Source organism: Kitasatospora sp. NA04385 (genome assembly GCF_013364235.1).
In the GTDB taxonomy this organism is placed as follows: Bacteria; Actinomycetota; Actinomycetes; order Streptomycetales; family Streptomycetaceae; genus Kitasatospora.
Window position 1 is genome coordinate 3,439,452 of sequence record NZ_CP054919.1, and the last position, 18,622, is coordinate 3,458,073.

Below are 18,622 nucleotides of genomic sequence, written 5' to 3' on the forward strand. Positions count from 1 at the left end.
AGGGAGCGCACCGTGCGCCGCACCGTGTACAACGAGGACCACGAGGCGTTCCGGGAGACCATCCGGGACTTCATCGCCAACGAGGTCGTCCCGGTCTACGGGAGCTGGGAGGAGGCCGGCCACCCGCCGCGCGACTTCTACCGCAAGCTCGGCGAGCTGGGCGTGTTCGGCATCGAGGTCCCGGAGGAGTACGGCGGCGCGGGCGAGAGCGGCTTCAAGTACCAGGCCGTGATCTACGAGGAGACCGCCCGCGCGGGCGTCACCTTCGGCTCCTCGGGCGTGCACACCGGCCTGGTGCTGCCGTACCTGATGGAGTACGCCTCGGAGGAGCAGAAGCGGCGCTGGCTGCCCGGCTTCGTCTCGGGCGAGATCATGACCGCCATCGCGATGACCGAGCCGGGCGCGGGCTCCGACCTGGCGGGCATCGCCACCACGGCGAAGCTGTCCGAGGACGGCACCCACTACGTCCTCAACGGCGCCAAGACCTTCATCACCGGCGGCGTGCTGGCCGACCTGGTGCTGGTGGTCTGCCGCACCGCCCCGTACGACCCGGCGGACCGCCGCGCGGGCCTGTCCATCCTGTGCGTGGACACGAAGTCCGAGGGCTACGCGGTCGGCCGCAAGCTGCAGAAGATCGGCCTGCGCACCTCGGACACCGCGGAGCTGTCCTTCACCGACGTCAAGGTCCCGGTGGCGGACCTGCTCGGCGAGGAGGGCCGGGCGTTCTCCTACCTGACGCACAACCTGGTGCAGGAGCGCCTGGCCATCGCCGTCGGCGCGTACGCCTCGGCGGCGGCCGCGGTGCGCTTCGCGGTGCAGTACGTCAAGGACCGCAAGGTGTTCGGCAAGGCGGTCGCCGAGTTCCAGAACACCAAGTTCTCGCTGGCCGACTGCCAGGCCCAGGTGCTCGCCCAGCAGGCGATGGTCGACCAGGCGCTGGAGCTCTACCAGAACGGCGAGCTGACGGTGGCGGACGCCGCCGCGGCCAAGCTGTTCTGCACCGAGTCGGCCTCCGGGGTGATCGACCAGTGCCTGCAGCTGCACGGCGGCTACGGCTACATCCTGGAGTACCCGATCGCCCGGCTCTACGCCGACAACCGGGTGTTCCGGATCTACGGCGGCACCAGCGAGGTCATGCGGACGATCATCGCCAAGTCGCTCGGCCTGTAGGACCGGCCGGGCCGAGCGCGCACGGCGGAGGCGGGCACCCGGTCGGGCGCCCGCCTCCGTGCCGTTCCACCGTCGCTCCGGTCAGTTGACGCTGCTGCGCCAGGCCTCCCGTCCGGCCGCCGAAGCGGCCTTCGCCTGCTGGAAGGTGCGCTGCGCCATTTCGGCGGGGTGGGTCTCCAGGGTCCGCACCCAGCCCCGGCCCGCACTCACCAGGGCGGTGCAGACCAGCGCCGTCCCGGCCAGGGCGACGACGGCGCCGACCCCGGTGAGGGCCGCGCCGGCGGTGAGCAGGCGGCGGTTGACCTGGAAGCCGCCGACGGTGAATTTCTGATTGGTCGTCATAGGGCCACCATCGGCCCACTCCCCCGCCCCCGCACGCCGAGCGGCCCCTTCCTTAACCCCTGCGCGTGATCCAGCGCGCGACACGCGCGGGGCGCCGCTTAGGGTCGACCGCGGGGCCCGGTCGGCGGGCCCGGTGGTGCGGGGGGACCGACGGAGGAGAACGCGATGACCGAGCAGCCGACCCGGATCGACCTGAACGCCCTGGCCGAGGAGCACGCCGCCAAGGCCGCCGCCAGCCCGCACGGCCGCAGCGCCCACCTGCTGCTGCACGACGGGGTGCTGCGGCAGACCGTGATCGCGCTGCGCGCCGGGGCGGTGCTGGACGAGCACAACGCCCCGGTCGCGGCCAGCCTCCAGGTGCTGCGCGGCCGGGTCGCGCTGACCGTCGCGGGCCGCCGGCAGGAGGCCGGCCCGGGCGAGCTGCACCCGATCCCGCAGGAGCGGCACGGCCTGCTCGCCCACACCGACGCGGTGGTGCTGCTCACCGCCGTCACCGCCTGACACCCCCGGCGCCCGCGGCGTCTCCCCCGGTGCGTCCCCGGCGTCTCCCCCGGCGGCGGCCGCGGCGCCTCCGCCCGCCGGGCCGGTCAGCCCTTCGCCCCGCCCAGCACGTCACCGGAGACCAGGGACAGCCCGAGCAGGTACTGCTCGCCGCTGGGCGCCAGCTCGGGGCTGATCAGCCACTGGCCGGCCTGCCCGAGCAGCAGCGACTGGTAGAAGATGCCCCGGGCCAGCTCGTCCGGGGTGTCCGCCACCTCGGCCTTGCCCTGGAACAGCGCGGCCAGGCCGAGCCGGCCCTCCTTCTGCGCCGCGGCCAGCCGCTCGGGCAGCCCGGGCAGGTGGTCGAGCTGGGCGAGCAGCTCGAACTGCACGGTCCACAGCCCCCGGTGCGCGGCGAAGCTGTCGCGCACCGCGTTCCAGGCCCGGACGAAGCGCTCCCGGGGGTCGTCGACCGCGGTGGCGGCGGACAGCGCGGCGCCGATCGAGTCGCCCCACTTCCCCATCGCCTCGACCAGCGCCTCGATCAGCAGGGCGTCCTTCGATCCGTAGTGGTAGCCGATCGCGGCCAGGCTGACGCCCGCGCCGGTGGCGATGTCCCGGGCGGTGGTGCGCCCGTAGCCCTTCTCTTGCAGGCAGCGGGCAGCGCTGGCCAGCAGGTCCTCACGATTTCCCATGCCGCCGATGCTAACTCCGTCCAAGACGATTGTCTTGCTCGAACGTCTGGAACGATTGATTTAGACGCTTGTACTAGACATTCGTGCAAGACATCCGTACAGTCATCGTCATGACCACCGACCACCGCACCGCCGAGCGCGCCGGCCGCCGGGCCTGGCTGGGCCTCGCCCTCCTGCTGCTGCCGACCCTCGTCCTCGCCATGGACATGGGCGTCCTGTTCTTCGCCGTCCCCTTCATCGCCACCGACCTGCACCCCAGCGGCACCCAGCAGCTGTGGATCATGGACATGTACTCGTTCCTGCTCGCCGGGCTGCTGATCCCGATGGGCGCGCTGGGCGACCGGATCGGCCGGCGCAAGCTGCTGATCGGCGGCACCGCCGCCTTCGCGGCCGCCTCGCTGGTCGCCGCCTGGTCGGACGGGGCGGGCCGACTCATCGCCGCCCGGGCCCTGCTGGGCATCGCGGGGGCGGTCTTCGGGCCCTCCACGCTGGCCCTGATCCGCAACATGTTCCCCGACCCCAAGCAGCGGCAGTCCGCGATCGGCGCCTGGAGCGGCGTGATGATGGCCGGCGCCACCCTCGGGCCGGTGATCGGCGGACTCCTGCTCAACCACTTCTGGTGGGGCTCGGCCTTCCTGATCGCCGTCCCCGCGATGCTGCTGGTGATGGTCCTGGCGCCGGTGCTGCTCCCCGAGTACCGCGCCCCGCAGCAGGGCCGCTTCGACCTGCTCGGCGCCGCGCTCTCGATGGCCACCGTGCTGCCGGTCGTCTACGGCATCAAGACGCTCGCGGTGGACGGCTGGAGCCCGCTCCCCGCCCTGGTGCTGCTGGTCGGCCTGGCGATCGGCGGCGCCCTGGTGGTCCGGCTGCGGACGGCCGCGAACCCGCTGATCGACATCAGCCTGTTCCGCATCCGCACCTACACCGGCGCGATCACCGTCAACACCATCGCGATGTTCGCGATGATGGGCTTCACCCTCTTCACCTCGCAGTACCTGCAACTGGTCAAGGGCTACAGCCCGCTGGCCGCCTCGCTCTGGGCGCTGCTGCCCAGCGTCGGCGTCGGCGCGGCCGTCGGCGGGTTCGGGGCGCTGGCCGGCCGGGTGCGACCGGCCGTCCTGCTGGTCGCCGGGTTCCTGGCCGGCGCCGGCGGGTTCGTCGCGATGGCCCTGGTCGACCCGGGCTCCTCGCTCGCCCTCCCGCTGATCGCGGCCGGCGTGATCGCGGCCGGTTCGGTCGGCACCATCAGCATCACCGGCGAGATGGTGCTCTCCGCCGCCCCCGCCGACCGGGCCGGCGCGGCCGGCGCCACCTCCGAGACCGCCCAGGAGCTCGGCAGCTCGCTCGGCATCGCCGTCCTCGGCGCGGCCGGCGCCGCGATCTACCGCTCCCGGATGGACGGCACCGCCCCCGAGGCCGCCCGCGACACCCTCGGCGGGGCCGTCACCACCGCCGCCCACCTGCCCGGCGAGGCCGCCGACCGGCTCCTGGCCACCGCCCGCGACGCCTTCGCCGACGGGATGCACGTCGCCGCGGTGGTCGGCGTCCTGGTCATGCTCGGCGCCGCGCTGGCCGCCCACCTGCTGATGCGCCACCTGCCGGTGCCGGGCGCGGCGCAGGCCGCGGCGCAGGAGGAGCGGGAGCTCGCCGCGTAGGCCGCGACGCGGCGGAGGTCGGACGCGGAAGGGACCGCGCCGGGGCGACTCGCCCCGGCGCGGTTCCGTTGTGGGCGCGGGCGGCCCCGCCTAGGGTCGCCGTATGGCGCAGGAGTCCGGGGAACCCGAGGAGCCGAAGGAACTGGACTACCGGTTCACGCTGGCGAACGAGCGGACGTTCCTGGCCTGGATCAGGACCGCGCTGGCGCTGCTCGCGGGGGCGGTCGGGCTGGACCAGCTGACCCCGGACCTGGCGCCGGTGCCGGTGCGGGTAACGCTCTCGGTGCTGCTGGCCGCGGGCGGGGCGGGGCTGGGGTGGGCCGCCTACCAGCGGTGGGTGCGGGTGGAGCGGGCGATGCGGGCGGGCGGCCCGCTGCCGGCGACCCGGACCATGCTGGTGCTGACGGTGTGCGTGGCGGTCGCGGCGGCGGTGTTCTCGGTGCTGATCGTCGGCTGGTCGCGGTGACGGCGGCGGGGCGGGACCCGGGCCTGCAACCGGAGCGGACCCTGCTGGCGTGGAGCCGCACCGCGCTGGTGCTGGCCGCCGACGCGCTGCTGGTGCTGCGCACCGGGTACGTCCGGGGGCGGCCCGGACTGACCGCGCTGGGCGGGGTGTTGGCGGCGGCGGCGGCCGGGACGTACGCGCACGGGCTGCGGCGGCGCAGTGCGGTGGAACACAGTCCGCACGTCTCGGCGGGCCGGTGGTGGATGCGGGGGCTGACCGCCGCGGTGGTGCTGGCGGCCGGCGGCGCGGCGTGGTCGGTGCTGGTGAACACGGGCGGGTGAGGTTCCGGGCCGGTCCGCCGGGGCACCGGCGGACCCCTCGCGGTGGCACAGACCACATGACTGGGATCACCTGTTTTTCGGCGGCTGTTTGCCGACGGGTGTATACGTTCGCGGACCGAGCCGTGCATACTGGCCGAGTCGGGCATTCCGCTCGGCCCCCTTGTCACAGCGAGAACTTCCACGAAAGGACCGGTGGTCAGGGATGTTCCGTAACGGTCTTGAGCCCTGGCACATCGCCATCATGGTGGTGGTGCTGGTCCTGCTGTTCGGCTCGAAGAAGCTGCCCGAGATGGCCCGCGGCCTGGGCAAGTCGATGCGCATCCTCAAGGCGGAGACCAAGGCCCTGCGCGAGGACGACGCCCCCGCGGAGGCCCAGAACGGCACCGCCGCCTCGCAGGCCGAGCCGCTGCGCCCGGCCGTCGAGCCGATCGTGGTCACCAAGGCCGCCGAGGCCACCAAGCCGACCACGGCCTGACGCCGCGTCGGCCCCGGCCGACCGCGCCCGCCGTACCGGAGCCCCCGGCCCGTCGCCCTGACGGACCGGGGGCTCCGGCGTGTCGGGACGCCCGAGTGGCTGACCGTTTCATCCTGTTATCTCCTGGTATCCACCTGACGGCGGATCACCTGGGAGGCACCGGATGGCGGCGGACCCGTCGGACGACCGGGAGCTCGCTGAGCTGCGCGGCCGGATCGCCGTGCTGGAGGAGCAGGGGCCGCCGCGGAAGCGGCACCGGGTGCAGTCCTTCTTCGCGGCGCTGCTGATCGTGCTGGCCGTGGTGCTGACCCCGCTCGGGGTGGTCGCCGCCTGGAGCAAGTCGCAGGTGACCGACACCGACCGGTTCGTGGCCACGATGGCGCCGCTGGCCTCCGACCCGGCGGTGCAGGGCGCGCTGACCGACCGGGTGACCACGGCGGTGATGCAGCAGCTGCCGATCACCGACCTGCTGAACGACGCGGCGCCCGGCGACCGGCCGCTGCTGGACGCCGCGCTGGGCAGGCTCGGCCCGGCGCTGACCAGCGGGCTGACCGGGTTCGTCCACGACCAGGTGCTGCGGTTCGTCCGGTCCGACGCCTTCGCCACGGTCTGGACGGGCGTGCTGCGCAACGCGCACGCCGCGTTCGACAAGGTGCTGACCGGGCAGGGCGGCGGAGCGGTGCAGGTCAAGGGCGACACCGTCAGCCTGGACCTCGCCCCGGTGATCGCGGCGGTGAAGGACCGGCTGGTGGCCAACGGGCTGGGGCTGGCGTCGAAGATCCCCGAGGTGCACACCGACTACACGCTGGTGCAGTCGGACGCGGTGCGCAAGGCGCAGACCGGGCTGCGGCTGCTCGACCTGGCCGGGTTCTGGGTGCCGGTGCTGGCGCTGCTGTGCGCGGTCGGCGGGATCGTGCTGGCGGTGCACCACCGCCGGGCCACCGTCTGGGCGGCGCTCGGGGCGGCCGCCGGGGCGGGGGTGCTGGGCATCGGGCTGAGCGTGTTCCGGGCGATCTACCTGGACAAGCTGCCCGCCGACGTCGACCAGGCCGCCGCGATGGCGGTGTACGACACGCTGGTGCGCTACCTGCGGGCCGCGATCCGGATGGTGCTGGCGCTGGGCGTGGTGATCGCGCTGGCCGCCTGGCTGACCGGCGGGGGCCGCCGGGCCGGCTGGGTGCGGCACCTGTGGGGGTCCGGTCTGGGCGCGGTGCGGCAGGCCGCCGAGGGCATCGGCATGCGGCTCGGCCCGGTCGGCCCGTTCGTGCACCGCTGGAAGTCCTGGCTGGGCTGGGGCGCGGTGGCCGTCGCCGCCGTGGTGGTGCTGACCTGGAGCTACCCGACCAGCGCGGTGGTGCTGTGGACGGCGGTGGTGCTGCTGGCCGGGCTGGCGGTGCTGGAGTTCCTGGACACCCCCGCCGGCCCCCCTGCCGAGGAGCCCGCCGAGCCGCCCGCGGGCCCGCCGCCCGGCCCGCCGCCCGCCGGTGGGAAGGCCGCACCGGCGTGAGGGAGACGGCCCGGACGTACCTCGTCCTGCTGGCCGGACCGGTGCTGCTGCTGACGGCCTACTTCACGGTGCCGCTGGACTGGTTCGGGCCGCACCACCCGCTGCTCAGCTGGCTGGTGGCCGGGAGCCTGCTGGTCCTGCTCGGCCTGGGCCTGCTGCGCGAGGTGCGGCTGCAGGTGCTGGGCCGCGCCCGGCACCCGGCGCCGCGCATCCTGTTCCTGCTGTGCGGCGCGCTGGTGGTCTTCGCCACCTCCTACCTGGGCATGTCCCGGCAGCCCGGCGAGCTGGACGGGCTGACCACCAAGGTCGACGGGCTGTACTTCACGGTCATCACCATGGCGACCGTCGGGTACGGCGACATCCACCCGGCCGGGCAGACCGCCCGGGTCGTGGTGATGCTCCAACTCCTGTACACCGTGGTCTTCCTGACCACCGGCGTGACCGCGCTGACCCGGCAGGTGAAGACCCGCGCGGTGCAGCGGGCCCACCACCGCGAGCGCCCCGGGGACTAGTCGTCCTGCTGGGCGGCCTGCAGGTGCACCGCCGTGGTGAGGGCGGCGAGCCGGGTCTGCCAGCCGATCAGGACCGGGGCGTCCACGGCCTTGCGGCGCTGGAGGTCTCGGACCAGCCGCTGGGCGTCCTTGAGGGAGTCCTCCGCGTCGGCGGGCTGCTTGTCGTTGACGGACTGGGCGGCCCGGGCCAGCAGGGCGGTCAGGTCGTCCTGCTTGTCCCGGTCCCGGTCGAAGGTGGTCTGGGCCACCTCGGCGCGCAGCTGGGTGAGTTGAGCGACCAGGGCGCCGCCCTTGGGGGTGGCGGAGGGCCTGGGCGAGGTGCTGGGCTTCGTGCTGGCCGACGGGGACGGGGTCGGCGTCGGGGAGGGCGGCGGGGAGGGCGTCGGGGTCGGCGCGGCGGTGGTGGCGGCGGCCGCCGGGGCCGGGGTGCGCCCGGCCTCGGGAGCGGAGCCGTCGCCGGCGAGCGAGAACGCGGCGATGCCCGCCACGCAGGCGATCACGGCGGCGCCGATGCCCGCGTACAGCAGCGGGTTGCGGCCGCGGTGGGGCGCGGGCTCCTCGTCCTCGTAGCGGGCCGAGGGCAGCAGCGGGGCCTGCACCGGCGGCAGCACCGAGGTGCGCTGCGGCTCGGTCCAGGGCTGCGGCGGCGGGGCCGGGAAGGCGGCGGCGGGGACGGGCGGCAGCACCCGGGTGGCGGCGCCGAGGAGTTGGGCGGTGCGGTCGGCGGGGGCGGCCGGGACGGCGGCGAGCAGTTCGGCGGCCGCGGCCCTGGCGTCGGCGGGGCGCTCGGCCGGGTGCTTGGCCAGCAGCCGCATGATCGCGACGTCCAGCGCGGGCGGCACGTCGGGGCGGTGCGCGGAGACCGGGACGGGGTACTCGGTGACGTGCTTGAAGGTCACCGCGACGGGGGTGTCGGCGGTGAACGGCGGCGCGCCGGTCAGCATCTCGTAGAGCACGCAGCCCACCGCGTACAGGTCGGCGCGGCCGTCGACCTGGCCGGCGGTGGCCTGTTCCGGGGAGAGGTAGGCGGCGGTGCCCAGCACGGACGCGGTCTGGGTGAGCTGCTGCCCGGAGGAGGAGCCGGCCCGGGCGATGCCGAAGTCGACGACCTTGACCTCGCCGTCCCGGGTGATCATCACGTTGCCGGGCTTGATGTCGCGGTGCACCAGGCCCCGGGCGTGCGCGGCGGCCAGCGCGTCCAGCACGGCGGCGGCGGTGCCGACGGCGCGCTCCACCGGCAGCACGCCCTGCTCGGCGATCACCCGGCCCAGCGTGGCGCCGTGCACCAGCTCCATCACCAGGTACGGGGAGCCCTGGTCGACGCCGGAGTCGAAGACGGTGACCACCCGCGGGTGCGCCAGCAGCGCGGCCGAGCGGGCCTCGCGGGCGAACCGCTCGGCGAACCTCGGGTCGTCGGCCAGGCCGCCGTTGAGCACCTTGACCGCCACCGGGCGACCCAGTTGGTGGTCCACGGCGCGGTACACGGTGGCCATGCCGCCGACTCCGAGGATCTCGCCGAGTTCGTAGCGGCCGTTCAGCGCGCGTCCGATCATCGGATACTCCCATCACCTCGGTCCGGCACCCGTGAACCATAGCGGGCCGCCCGGACCCGGTTCAGGGGCGCTGGACGAGCAGTGCTGCGGTCAGGGCGGCCAGGGCGACGGCGAGCAGCGCGCGCAGGGTGCGCGGCGGGCCGTCCTCCAGCGCGCGGCGGGCGGCGCGGTCGGCGGCGGGCGAGGTGCGGGGGAAGGTCATCGCGGGCTCGCCTGGCGGTGCGGTCGTTCGTTCACCGTGACTCCAGGGTGTTTCGGACGGTACTGCCGGTCGGAGCCCCGGACGGACGGTGGACCCGGGGGAGTCCGGCCGTCCGTCCGGAGCGGTCCCCGACCGGCCGCGGACCCGGGGGAGTCCGCTGCCGGTCGGAGCCTGATCCGGACGGGCGGGGGCCCGGGGGAGCCCGTCGCCCGTCCGGAGTCGGTCCCGGGCGGACGACGGGTACAGGGGCCCGTCGGCCGCCCGGAGGCGGTGCCCGGTCGGACGGGGGCCCGGGGGAGCCCGCGGTCCGACCGGAGTGCGGTGTCAGTCCTGGCTGTTCCCCCCGCCGGACGGCCGGGCGCTCTGGCGTCCCCACTTGCCGGAGGACGAGGGCGACGGCGAGGACGGCCGGCTCGGGACGGCCGTGGGCCTCCCGCGCCCGTCCCCGCCCGGCTGGTCCCAGCCGTGCGCGGCGAGCAGGGCGCAGAAGCCGGTCACCTTCTCCGGCGCGCCGGCCGCCTTCAGCAGCTCGGCGAGATCCGGGTCGACGGCGGCCTCCCCGGGCTTGCTGCCGCCCGCGATCCGCCCGGCGAAGCCCGCGCAGAGCTTCGACAGGTCGGGCAGGCCGGACGGGTCGGACGGGTCGCCGGAGGCCCGGCCGGTGGGCCGGGCCGGGCTGCCGGAGCGGCTCGGCGACGGGCTCGGCCGCCCGGTGCGGTCGGCACCGGGGCTCGCCGAGGACGGTGCGGCCGGGGACGGCTCGGCGGACGACGGCGCGGGCGCCGCGCTGGTCGCCGGCGGGGCCGGGGCGGGGCCGCCCAGCACCTCCGGCAGCCGGCCGGTGGACGCCGCGACCGCGACGCCGCCCACGGCGGTGACGCCCAGTGCGACGGCCACGGCCTTCGCACTGAGGGCACGCGCGAGCGCGGTGTCCGCCATCTTTCGTCTCCGGTGCTGCCTGGGGGCCGGCTGGCGACGAGCCTGCCGGAACGCGGCCAGCGCCCCCTCCTCGCCGGGCAGCGGGCCGTCACCGGCCGCCCCGCCCGCCGCGGCGGCGAGCAGGGCGGCGAGCTCCGGCCGTCCTGGCGCGGACCGCTGCCCGGCGGAGGGGTCCTGACCGGCCTCCGGGTCGACCGTGACGCCGCCGAGCAGCTGCTCGGCGACGGCGCGATCGATCCGGCGGGATCGGTTGGTGCTCATCTCGTGTCCTTCAGCGTCGGCACCTGCGCCGGTGTCACACCCTGCGCGGGAATTCTTTTCCCGGACTCCCGGCGGGGCACCCCGGCGGCCGCTCCCCCGCCCTGCTCCAGCACCTTGGCCAGCCGTCTGAGCCCCCGGTGGGCGGCCATCCGGACGCTGCCGGAGCGCTTGCCGAGCACCTTCGCGGCGCTCTCCGCGTCCAGCCCGAGCACCACCCGCAGCAGCACCGCCTCGGCCTGGTCGGGCGGCAGCGCGGCGATCAGCGCGAGCGCGTCGGAGGTGGCCACGGCGGCCATCGCCCGGCCCTCGGTGTCCTCGGCGGCGGCCAGCTCGGCCAGGTACTCCACCGGCAGGTCGGCGACCGGGCGGCGGCGCAGGCGGCGCAGGTGGTCCATGGCCCGGTTGCGGGCGACCGTCGCGGCCCAGCCGCGGAACCCGTCCGCGTCGCCGCGGAAGCCCGGCAGGTCGCGGGCGATCTGCAGCCACGCCTCCGAGGCGATGTCCTCGGCGTCCTCGGCCCGCCCGCCGACCAGCACCCGCAGGTAGCGCAGCAGCCCCGGCTGGACGGCCCGGAACAGCACCCGGAACGCCTCCTCGTCACCGTCCTGGGCGGCGCGGACGGCGGCGGCCAGGTCGGTCCGCCGGGCGGGCGGACGGTCCGGTGCATCCGGACGGCCGAGCCGGTCCCCGTCGTCCGCCCCGTGGTGTTCAGCTCTGTGCACCCGCCACATCATGCGCCATCCGGGGGAACGCTCCCACCGCCGGGGCGCCGCCCGTCCCGTGACGGAGCGGTGGCCGAGCGGTGTCGGCCCGGTGCGGGCCCGGTGCCCGCCGACGCCGCGTCAGCTCCGCCGCCGGACCGGGCCGCAGGGCCCGCGCCGCACCGACCTTCGTCCCGCCGGCTGCCGCCCTTCGCCCGCGGTTCGGCCCCCCACCACCGACATACCGTGCAAATACGGGGCGATTCGCCCACGCACCCTTCATCGGACGAGGAGGCCGGAGCCGCCATGCGCACCGCCCAGGAGCTGTACACCACGGGGATCCGCGACCACTTCGCGCCCGCGCTGCGCCGGCTCGGGTTCCAGGGCTGGCGGCACTCCTTCTCGCTGCCCGACCGCGACCGCTGGGCGGTGCTCGGCGTGCGGGCGGTGCCCGGCGACGGGCGGGTGCGGTACACCGTGAACCTCTCCGTCACCGACAAGTCCGCCTGGGACCGGCGCAGCATCCGGCCGGACGCCAACTCCCCCACCGGGCTTGAGCGCTGGCACTCCCCGATCGGCGAACTGCTGCCGGTCGGCGGCGAGGTCTGGTGGGAGGTGGCGCCCGGGCCGCGCTGGCTGATCGCCGTCGAGGACTCGGTGGCCGCCGTCCGCGGCTACGCGCTGCCCGAGCTGCGCCGCCGGCTACGCGTCGAGGAGCGCGAGCACTACCTCGGCCAGGCCGAGCTCGACGGCGTCAACGGCGCCCTCGCCGCGGCCGCCGTCGCCCGCATCCAGCGCGCCGAACTCATCGGCGGCGCCCTGGAGTTGCACGGCGCGTGGAGCCGGCACGACCCGGTCGCGCAGGCCGTCCTGGCCGGTGCCGCCCGCGGCTTCCTGTCCGCCCTGGACGCCAGGTTCCGCACCGTGCGGGTGCTCGACACGCTCGGCCGGACGCTCTGGGAGTTCCGCCACGCCCCCGGCGGGAACCATCCCGGGGCGGGCTGAGTCCCTGTCAGTGGCGGTGCGCCGGGCGCACCTCCGGAACGGACACGGGGCGCACACGCGGGGGCGGACATGACGGGGACCACGGCGATACCGCACGAGGAACGCCGGCTCGACTGGGACGGCTGCCTGAACGTCCGCGACCTCGGCCTGCTGCCCACCCTCGACGGACGGCGCACCCGCACCGGCGCGGTCGTCCGGGCCGACAACCTCGACCGGCTCACCGCCGAGGGCCAGAACTCGCTGGTCGCGTACGGCGTGCGCACCGTCGTCGACCTGCGCGACGCCGCCGAGTACCGGCCGCTGCTGCCCGCGCCCGACGGCATCGACCTGGTGCGCGTCCCGCTCGACGCGCTGGCCGGGCCCGACTGGTGGTCCCGGTTCGGCGCCCTGGACGGCACCCCGCTCGCCTTCCGCCCCTACCTCGACCACTGCCGGCAGGCCGTCGCCGAACTGGTCGCCGCCGTCGCCCGGGCCCGCCCCGGCACCGTCGTGGTGCACTGCGGCGCCGGCCGCGACCGCACCGGCCTGGCCGCCCTCGTCCTGCTCGCCCTCGCCGGGGCCACCCCCGCCGCGGTCGCCGAGGACTACCTGCTCTCCGCCGCCAACCTGCGCCCGCTGTGGGCGATCCTGGACCGCTCCGAGGAGGAGGCCGGCCCCGCCCGCCTGCTCGCCGACGCCGGCACCACCCCCGAACAGGCCCTGCACGAGGTGCTGGCCGAGTTCGACGCCGAGCAGTGGCTGCCCGCCGGGGACGTCGCCGCCGTCCGGGCCCGGCTGCTCGGATAACCGCCCGGACGACCGGCCGCCCGGATAACCGCTCGCGGTGCGGGCGGGCCGCGAACCAGACTGTCCGGCATGACGAACTTCTCCCTGTTCGACACCCGCGGTTACCCCACCGTCGACGTCCGCACCGGCTACGCCGGGTGGGTCGACAGCTACGAGGACACCGTCCAGGACGCGATGGACGTCGAGGTGCTGGCCCGGCTGTCCGTCCCGCGCTGGGCCGGCACCGACCTCGCCGTCGACCTCGGCTGCGGCACCGGCCGCACCGGCGCCTGGCTGCGCGACCGCGGCGTCGCCGCGGTCGACGGCGTCGACCTCACCCCCGAGATGCTCGCCCGCGCCGGAGCCCGCGGGGCCCACCGGCGGCTGCTGGAGGGCGACCTGGCCGCGACCGGCCTGCCCGCCGGGGAGTACGGCCTCGCCGCCTGCTCGCTCGTCGACGAGCACCTCGCCGACCTCGGCCCGCTCTACCGCGAGGCCCACCGCCTGGTCCGCCCCGGCGGCCTGTTCGTCCTGGTCGGCCTGCACCCCGCCTTCATCATGGCCGCGGGCATGCCCACCCACTACGACGGCCCCGACGGCCCGGTCGCCATCACCACCCACGTCCACCTGGTCAGCGACCACCTCACCGCGGGCCTCGCGGCGGGCTGGCAGCTCGCCGAGATGCGCGAGGAGGTGGTCGGCGACCGGTGGACGGCCCTCAAGCCCAAGTGGGAGCGCTACCGCGGCCACCCGGTCTCGGCGGCGTACGTCTGGCGCAAGGCGTAGCACGGCGCGCAGCGAAAGCCGCCCGTCAGCGGGATCGCGGGACCGGGCAAGTCCGCATCCCGCGTCGCGATCCGGCTGGGCGGGCTCGCCGACCGCGCGGTTCCCCGGTCTCGCTCCGCCTCGTCCTCCCCTGCTCAGAAGCCGGAGGCGGGCGCCGTCACCAGCCGGGTGCGGCCGTCCACCCGGGCGGCGAGGCCGGCTTCGAGCCGCAGGGCGCGGGCCGGGCCGAGGAGGGCGAGCGCCTCGGGGACGGCGGCCCAGCGGTGGGCGTCGAGCTCGCCGGGCGGGAGGGTGATCGGGGTGTCGGCGGGAAAGACGCCCAAGTCGAAGAGGAAGTGGCAGGCGGGGTGGTCGAGTTCGCCGCTGGGGTTGGTCCAGGCGACGGCCAGCAGTTCGCCGGCCTCGCGGCGCAGCCCGGTCTCCTCGTGGAGTTCGCGGGTCGCACACTGCCGGGGGTTCTCGCCGAGGTCGACGGTGCCGCCGACGAACTGCCAGGCGTCGCGGTAGCCGGCCTTGACGATCAGGACGCGGCCCTCAGGGTCGGTGATCAGGCAGCCCGCCGCGGCGTAGACGCGGTGCAGCGAGGCGAGCCACTCCTCACGGGAGGCGAACTCGGGGGCGTCGGCCATGGCACTCCTTCGACGGGGGCGGGAGCTTGCGGCCCCACTCTCCCACCCCCGCGGTGCCGGGCTCTCCCACCCCGCGGTGCCGGGCCCGGACGGCCCTCAGTGCGCGGAGTGCCGTTCCGCCCCGCGGTGCCGGTGGCCGGGCAGGTCGGTGTGGGCGGCGGGCCCCTCGGCGGGCCCGGCGGCCGGGGGCATCCGGCGGCCGCCGTGGCTGAACACCGCGTCCACGTAGTGCGGGCCGCCGCGGGTCTCGGGGGCCGCCCCGGTGTGCAGCTGCGGGGCGAGGGCCACCGGGTCGGCGACCATGCCGCGCTCCGCGAGCAGTTCCTCACCGCCCCGGCGGAGCATGGCCGTCCTGTCGGTCGAGCGCTCGGTCATCGCATGACTCCCTTCCTCGGACCTCCATCAGACCGATATTCCCGTTATCGACCGATGTACACCAGGACACTCGGTCCCCCTTGCCGGAACGGCCCGATCGGGCCGGGCCGGTGTGGGACCATGCCGCGTGGCCACGGTGATACAAGCCGACGAATCCCGGGAGTCCCGGACGCCCCCGCGCCGGACGCCCGCCCGGCGGGTGGACCGCGTCCGGCACCCCGCCGCGCTGATCCGGCTGGCCGCCGGGGGGTGCTGGATCGCCCTGGTGCTGCTGCTGGCCTGCTACGCCCGCTCCTCCGCGCTCGGCCTGGACAGCGACGTGGCCCGCGGCGTCGAACTGCTGCCCTGGCCGCCCGCCAAGCTCACCGCCGCGCTGTGCGGCGCCGCGCTGCTCACCGTGCCGCTCGGCTTCGCCGTCGACCGGGTGCTGCGCGGGGAGGGCCGCCGGGTCGCCGACGGCGTGCTCGCCGCCGTCCTGGCGTACGGCCTCTCGCTCGGCCTGGACCTGCTGGCGGGCGACCTCGCCGCGCTCACCCACCCGCTGCCCTCCGGCCTCGGCCGCACCGACCCGGTGTACGGGCACCTCGCGCCGGTGCTGGCCTTCATGACCGCCCTCGGCACCGCCGGGCGCCGCCGCTGGCGCACCGCGCTGGGCGTCACGCTGGGCCTGTCCGGGCTGTCCGGCCTGGTCACCGGGTACGCCACCCCGCTGTCGCTGGTGCTGGCGCTGCTGCTCGGCTGGACCACCGCGCACGCCGCCCGGTACGCCGTCGGCGAGCCGGTCGGCGAGCCCACCGAGGAGCAGATCGCGGTGGCCCTGGCCGGTACCGGCGTCCGCCCGAGCGCGGTGCTGATGCTCGGCAGCGGCCGCTACCTGGTCACCCAGCACGACGGCCGCCCCGACCTGGACGTCCACCTGCTCGACCGGTACGCGCAGGCCAGCGGGCTGCTCGGCCACCTGTGGCTGGCGCTGCGGCTGCGCACCGCGCCCCGCCCGCTCGGCCTGCGCCCGCTGCGCGCCGTGCTGGAGCACCAGACCCTGCTCGGCCACGCCGCGTCCGCCGCCGGGGCCCGCACCCGCATCCCCCTCGCGGTGGTCGAACTCGGCCCGGACGCCGCCCTGGTCGCCTACCGGCGGATCGACGCCCGGCCGTTCGCCGCGCTCTTCGACGAGCTGCCCGACCCGGACGGCGACGGCACCGGCGACAACGGCACCGACGACGGCGGCACCGGCGGCGGCACCGAGACCGACGCCGGTCCCACCGACGCCGAACTGCGCGACGCCTGGCAGCAGTTGGCCCTGTTGCAGCGCCGCCGGATCGCGCACCGCTCGCTGTCCCCGAACACCGTGCTGCTGGACGCCGAGGGCCGGGTGCACCTGGTCGGCCTGGCCCACGGCGAGATCGCCGCGAGCGAGCTGCTGCTGCGGCTGGACGTCGCCGGGCTGCTCGCCGTCCTCGCCCTGTACGCCGGGCCGCAGCGGGCGGTGCGGGCCGCGGTCGAGGTGCTCGGGGCCGGGCCGGTCAGCGCCGCGCTGCCGCTGCTGCAACCGATCGCGCTGGCCCGCCGCACCCGGGCCGCGCTGGCCCGGCACGGGGAGCTGGCCGCCGCCCTGCGCGCCGAGGTGCAGGGGCAGACGCCGCGGTCCACCGCCGTGCCCGTCCGGCTGGAGCGGCTGCGCCCGCGCACCCTGCTCGCCATCGTGGCCTGCGTCGTGGTCGGGTACGCGCTGCTGCAGTTCTCCAACCCGGTGGACGTGATCGCCGCGGCCGACCCGCTCTGGCTGGCCGGCGCCGTGCTGTGGGCCGCGGTCAGCTACCCGGTGGCGAGCTTCGCGTTCAGCGGCTTCGTCCCCGAGAAGCTGGCGTTCCGCTCCACCCTGGCCACCCAGGTGGCCGGGTCCTTCGTCAAGGTGGTCGCCCCCGGCGGTGTCGGCGGCCTGGCCCTGAACACCCGCTACCTGCAGTGCGCGAACATCCCCACCGCGCAGGCGATGTCCAGCATCGGCGTCAGCCAGCTGTTCGGCCTGCTGCTGCACATGCTGCAGCTCGCCGTGTTCAGCGCCCTGGTCGGGGTGGACACCGCGTCGGTCGGCGGCGAGTCGTCCTCCCCGCTGGCCGGCGGCTGGGTGCTCTGGCTGGCCGGGGCGGCCACCGCCGTCGTCGCGGTGTCGGTCGCCGCGGTGCCCTCGCTGCGGCGGCGGGCCCAGACCCTGCTGCGGCCGCTGCGCGCCGAGGTGCTGCCCCGGCTGCTCGACCTGGCGCAGCGGCCCGGCCGGCTGGCCACCGGCGTGGCCGGGCAGCTGCTGGTGTCGATGTGCTTCGTGATGTGCCTGTACTGCTGCACCCGCGCGGTCGGCCAGCACCCGGGCTTCAACGCCGTCGCGATGACCTTCCTGGCCGGCAACGCGGCGGGCAACGTGGTGCCGCTGCCCGGCGGCGCGGGCGGGGTGGAGCTGCTGATGCCCGCCCTGCTGACGCTGACCGGCGGCGTCGGCGCGGTCGGCGCGCGGGACTCCGTGATGCTGTTCCGGCTGCTGACCTTCGTGCTGCCGGTGCTGCCGGGCTGGGCCGCCTTCGCCTGGCTCAAGCGCCGCGGGCAGATCTGAGGCCGGCCCGAGCCGCTACTCCCGGTAGTCCTCGTCCTCCAGGGCGACCTCGCGGACCTGCTCCACCGCGTCGCCCTCGTCCGCGGGCTCCGCGCCCCGCTCGCGCTGCTGCCGCAACACCTCCAGGTCGTCCACCTCCGGTTCGGCCGCCGCCCGCTCCTGGTCGGCGGCCTCCAGCACGGTCGGGGACTGCTCGTCGCCGTCCTCGGGGTACTCGGGGTTCTCGGGGTTCTCCGCATTGGCACGCATACCGCCAGTATCCGACCGGAGCGGCGCGAACCCGAGCCTTTCCGGCGGCGGGTCTCGCATCCGGTCGGACGGCCCGGCGCGGGGGTCAAGCCTTGGCGGGGGCCCGGCGGTTGGCGGCGGGGACGACCAGCGGGGTGCCGGTCTCCGGGTCGGGGATGACCCGGCAGGGCAGCCGGAAGACCTCCTCGACCAGCTCGGCGGTGACCACCTCCTGCGGCGGACCGGCCGCGACCAGCTTCCCGTCGCGCAGCGCGACCAGGTGGGTGGCGTAGCGGGCGGCCTGGTTGAGGTCGTGCAGGACGGCGACCAGGGTGCGGCCCTGCTCCTGGTGCAGGCGGGCGCACAGGTCGAGGACCTCGACCTGGTGCGCGATGTCCAGGTAGGTGGTGGGCTCGTCGAGCAGCAGCAGCGGGGTCTGCTGGGCCAGTGCCATGGCGATCCAGACCCGCTGGCGCTGGCCGCCGGAGAGCTCGTCCACCGGCCGGTCGGCGAGTTCCGCGACGCCGGTGTCGGCCATCGCCTCGGCGACCACCCGCTCGTCCTCGGTCGACCACTGGCGCAGCACGCCCTGGTGCGGGTAGCGGCCGCGGGAGACCAGCTCGGAGACGGTGATGCCGTCCGGGGCGATCGAGGACTGCGGGAGCAGGCCCAGGGTGCGGGCGACCTGCTTGGCGGGCAGCGTGGCGATCGACCGGCCGTCCAGCAGCACCTGCCCGGAGACCGGCTTGAGGGTGCGCGACAGCGCGCGCAGCAGGGTGGACTTGCCGCAGGCGTTCGGGCCGACCACCACGGTGAAGGAGTGGTCGGGGACGTCGACGGTCAGGCCCTCGGCGATGGTGCGCTTGTCGTAGGCGAGGGTCAGGTCGCGGCCGGCCAGGCGCGACGCGGGCTGGGCCATGGGGGGCTCCGTTCGGGACGACGGGACGG

At 75.9% G+C, this 18,622-nt stretch carries 22 protein-coding genes; 12 read left to right on the top strand and 10 right to left on the bottom strand.

The genetic code is table 11. From position 1 onward, the window contains the following. Positions 1-12: 12 nt before the first annotated feature. Positions 13-1,170, top strand: coding sequence for an acyl-CoA dehydrogenase family protein (locus tag HUT16_RS15200; protein WP_176188709.1), 1,158 nt, complete (start codon positions 13-15; stop codon positions 1,168-1,170). Positions 1,171-1,251: 81 nt separating this feature from the next. Here HUT16_RS15200 and HUT16_RS15205 read toward each other — a convergent pair whose 3' ends face one another. Beyond that, entirely contained in the window at positions 1,252-1,512 is a 261-nt protein-coding gene (locus HUT16_RS15205; RefSeq protein WP_176188710.1) for a hypothetical protein, read from the bottom strand. Between the two features lie 165 nt (positions 1,513-1,677). On the opposite strand from HUT16_RS15205, the gene HUT16_RS15210 reads away from it, so the two are divergent. Continuing rightward, a complete protein-coding gene (locus tag HUT16_RS15210) occupies positions 1,678-2,013 on the top strand; it encodes a cupin (RefSeq protein WP_176188711.1) in 336 nt (111 codons plus the stop codon). 86 nt (positions 2,014-2,099) lie between these two features. Here the strand turns inward: HUT16_RS15210 and HUT16_RS15215 are convergent, their stop codons facing one another. Next, entirely contained in the window at positions 2,100-2,687 is a 588-nt protein-coding gene (locus tag HUT16_RS15215) for a TetR/AcrR family transcriptional regulator (protein ID WP_176188712.1), read from the bottom strand. Between the two features lie 110 nt (positions 2,688-2,797). On the opposite strand from HUT16_RS15215, the gene HUT16_RS15220 reads away from it, so the two are divergent. From HUT16_RS15220 to HUT16_RS15245, 6 genes are all read left to right on the top strand, one after another. After that, the gene (locus tag HUT16_RS15220; RefSeq protein WP_176188713.1) at positions 2,798-4,342 is read left to right on the top strand and encodes an MFS transporter; all 1,545 of its coding nucleotides are present in this window, start codon (positions 2,798-2,800) and stop codon (positions 4,340-4,342) included. A 103-nt stretch (positions 4,343-4,445) separates the two neighbouring features. Then, complete coding sequence (locus HUT16_RS15225; RefSeq protein WP_176188714.1) at positions 4,446-4,808, top strand: YidH family protein; 363 nt, start codon at positions 4,446-4,448, stop codon at positions 4,806-4,808. Continuing rightward, positions 4,805-5,128 (top strand): DUF202 domain-containing protein, encoded by a 324-nt coding sequence (locus tag HUT16_RS15230; RefSeq protein ID WP_176188715.1) that lies wholly within the window; start codon positions 4,805-4,807, stop codon positions 5,126-5,128. The genes HUT16_RS15225 and HUT16_RS15230 overlap by 4 nt, the downstream gene beginning before the upstream one ends. Before the next feature lie 202 nt (positions 5,129-5,330). Continuing rightward, entirely contained in the window at positions 5,331-5,603 is a 273-nt protein-coding gene (tatA, locus tag HUT16_RS15235; RefSeq protein WP_176188716.1) for a Sec-independent protein translocase subunit TatA, read from the top strand. A 163-nt stretch (positions 5,604-5,766) separates the two neighbouring features. Continuing rightward, positions 5,767-7,110: a hypothetical protein gene (locus HUT16_RS15240; RefSeq protein ID WP_254897818.1), complete on the top strand. Its 1,344-nt coding sequence runs from the start codon at positions 5,767-5,769 to the stop codon at positions 7,108-7,110. Beyond that, positions 7,107-7,622, top strand: coding sequence for a potassium channel family protein (locus tag HUT16_RS15245; RefSeq protein ID WP_176188717.1), 516 nt, complete (start codon positions 7,107-7,109; stop codon positions 7,620-7,622). Before HUT16_RS15240 ends, HUT16_RS15245 begins: the two co-directional genes overlap by 4 nt. On the opposite strand, the gene HUT16_RS15250 is transcribed toward HUT16_RS15245, so the two are convergent. The 4 genes from HUT16_RS15250 to HUT16_RS15265 all read right to left on the bottom strand — a co-directional run bounded on the left by HUT16_RS15250 (position 7,619) and on the right by HUT16_RS15265 (position 11,308). Continuing rightward, entirely contained in the window at positions 7,619-9,175 is a 1,557-nt protein-coding gene (locus tag HUT16_RS15250; protein ID WP_176188718.1) for a protein kinase, read from the bottom strand. The two genes, HUT16_RS15245 and HUT16_RS15250, sit on opposite strands and share 4 nt — an antisense overlap. Positions 9,176-9,236: 61 nt before the next feature. Continuing rightward, positions 9,237-9,377, bottom strand: a complete 141-nt coding sequence (locus HUT16_RS15255) for a hypothetical protein (RefSeq protein WP_176188719.1) — start codon at positions 9,375-9,377, stop codon at positions 9,237-9,239. Between the two features lie 324 nt (positions 9,378-9,701). After that, a complete protein-coding gene (locus tag HUT16_RS15260; RefSeq protein WP_176188720.1) occupies positions 9,702-10,577 on the bottom strand; it encodes a hypothetical protein in 876 nt (291 codons plus the stop codon). Further along, complete coding sequence (locus tag HUT16_RS15265; RefSeq protein ID WP_254898313.1) at positions 10,574-11,308, bottom strand: RNA polymerase sigma factor; 735 nt, start codon at positions 11,306-11,308, stop codon at positions 10,574-10,576. Before HUT16_RS15265 ends, HUT16_RS15260 begins: the two co-directional genes overlap by 4 nt. Positions 11,309-11,584: 276 nt before the next feature. On the opposite strand from HUT16_RS15265, the gene HUT16_RS15270 reads away from it, so the two are divergent. The 3 genes from HUT16_RS15270 (at position 11,585) to HUT16_RS15280 (ending at position 13,834) form a co-directional block, all read left to right on the top strand. Further along, a complete protein-coding gene (locus tag HUT16_RS15270) occupies positions 11,585-12,283 on the top strand; it encodes a hypothetical protein (protein ID WP_176188721.1) in 699 nt (232 codons plus the stop codon). 69 nt (positions 12,284-12,352) lie between these two features. Further along, a complete protein-coding gene (locus tag HUT16_RS15275; protein ID WP_176188722.1) occupies positions 12,353-13,069 on the top strand; it encodes a tyrosine-protein phosphatase in 717 nt (238 codons plus the stop codon). Between the two features lie 69 nt (positions 13,070-13,138). After that, on the top strand, positions 13,139-13,834 hold the full coding sequence (locus tag HUT16_RS15280; protein ID WP_176188723.1) for a class I SAM-dependent methyltransferase: 696 nt from the start codon (positions 13,139-13,141) through the stop codon (positions 13,832-13,834). A gap of 134 nt (positions 13,835-13,968) precedes the next feature. Here HUT16_RS15280 and HUT16_RS15285 read toward each other — a convergent pair whose 3' ends face one another. Both HUT16_RS15285 and HUT16_RS15290 read right to left on the bottom strand, forming a co-directional pair. After that, entirely contained in the window at positions 13,969-14,463 is a 495-nt protein-coding gene (locus tag HUT16_RS15285; RefSeq protein ID WP_176188724.1) for an NUDIX hydrolase, read from the bottom strand. Positions 14,464-14,559: 96 nt separating this feature from the next. Continuing rightward, on the bottom strand, positions 14,560-14,838 hold the full coding sequence (locus HUT16_RS15290; protein ID WP_176188725.1) for a hypothetical protein: 279 nt from the start codon (positions 14,836-14,838) through the stop codon (positions 14,560-14,562). Between the two features lie 127 nt (positions 14,839-14,965). Between HUT16_RS15290 and HUT16_RS15295 the strand changes: the two genes are divergently transcribed. Next, on the top strand, positions 14,966-17,446 hold the full coding sequence (locus HUT16_RS15295) for a lysylphosphatidylglycerol synthase transmembrane domain-containing protein (RefSeq protein ID WP_176188726.1): 2,481 nt from the start codon (positions 14,966-14,968) through the stop codon (positions 17,444-17,446). 15 nt (positions 17,447-17,461) lie between these two features. Here HUT16_RS15295 and HUT16_RS15300 read toward each other — a convergent pair whose 3' ends face one another. Together HUT16_RS15300 and HUT16_RS15305 are read right to left on the bottom strand one after the other, a co-directional pair. Next, positions 17,462-17,695: a hypothetical protein gene (locus tag HUT16_RS15300; protein WP_176188727.1), complete on the bottom strand. Its 234-nt coding sequence runs from the start codon at positions 17,693-17,695 to the stop codon at positions 17,462-17,464. A gap of 85 nt (positions 17,696-17,780) precedes the next feature. Then, positions 17,781-18,593: an ABC transporter ATP-binding protein gene (locus tag HUT16_RS15305; RefSeq protein ID WP_176188728.1), complete on the bottom strand. Its 813-nt coding sequence runs from the start codon at positions 18,591-18,593 to the stop codon at positions 17,781-17,783. Positions 18,594-18,622 lie beyond the last annotated feature (29 nt).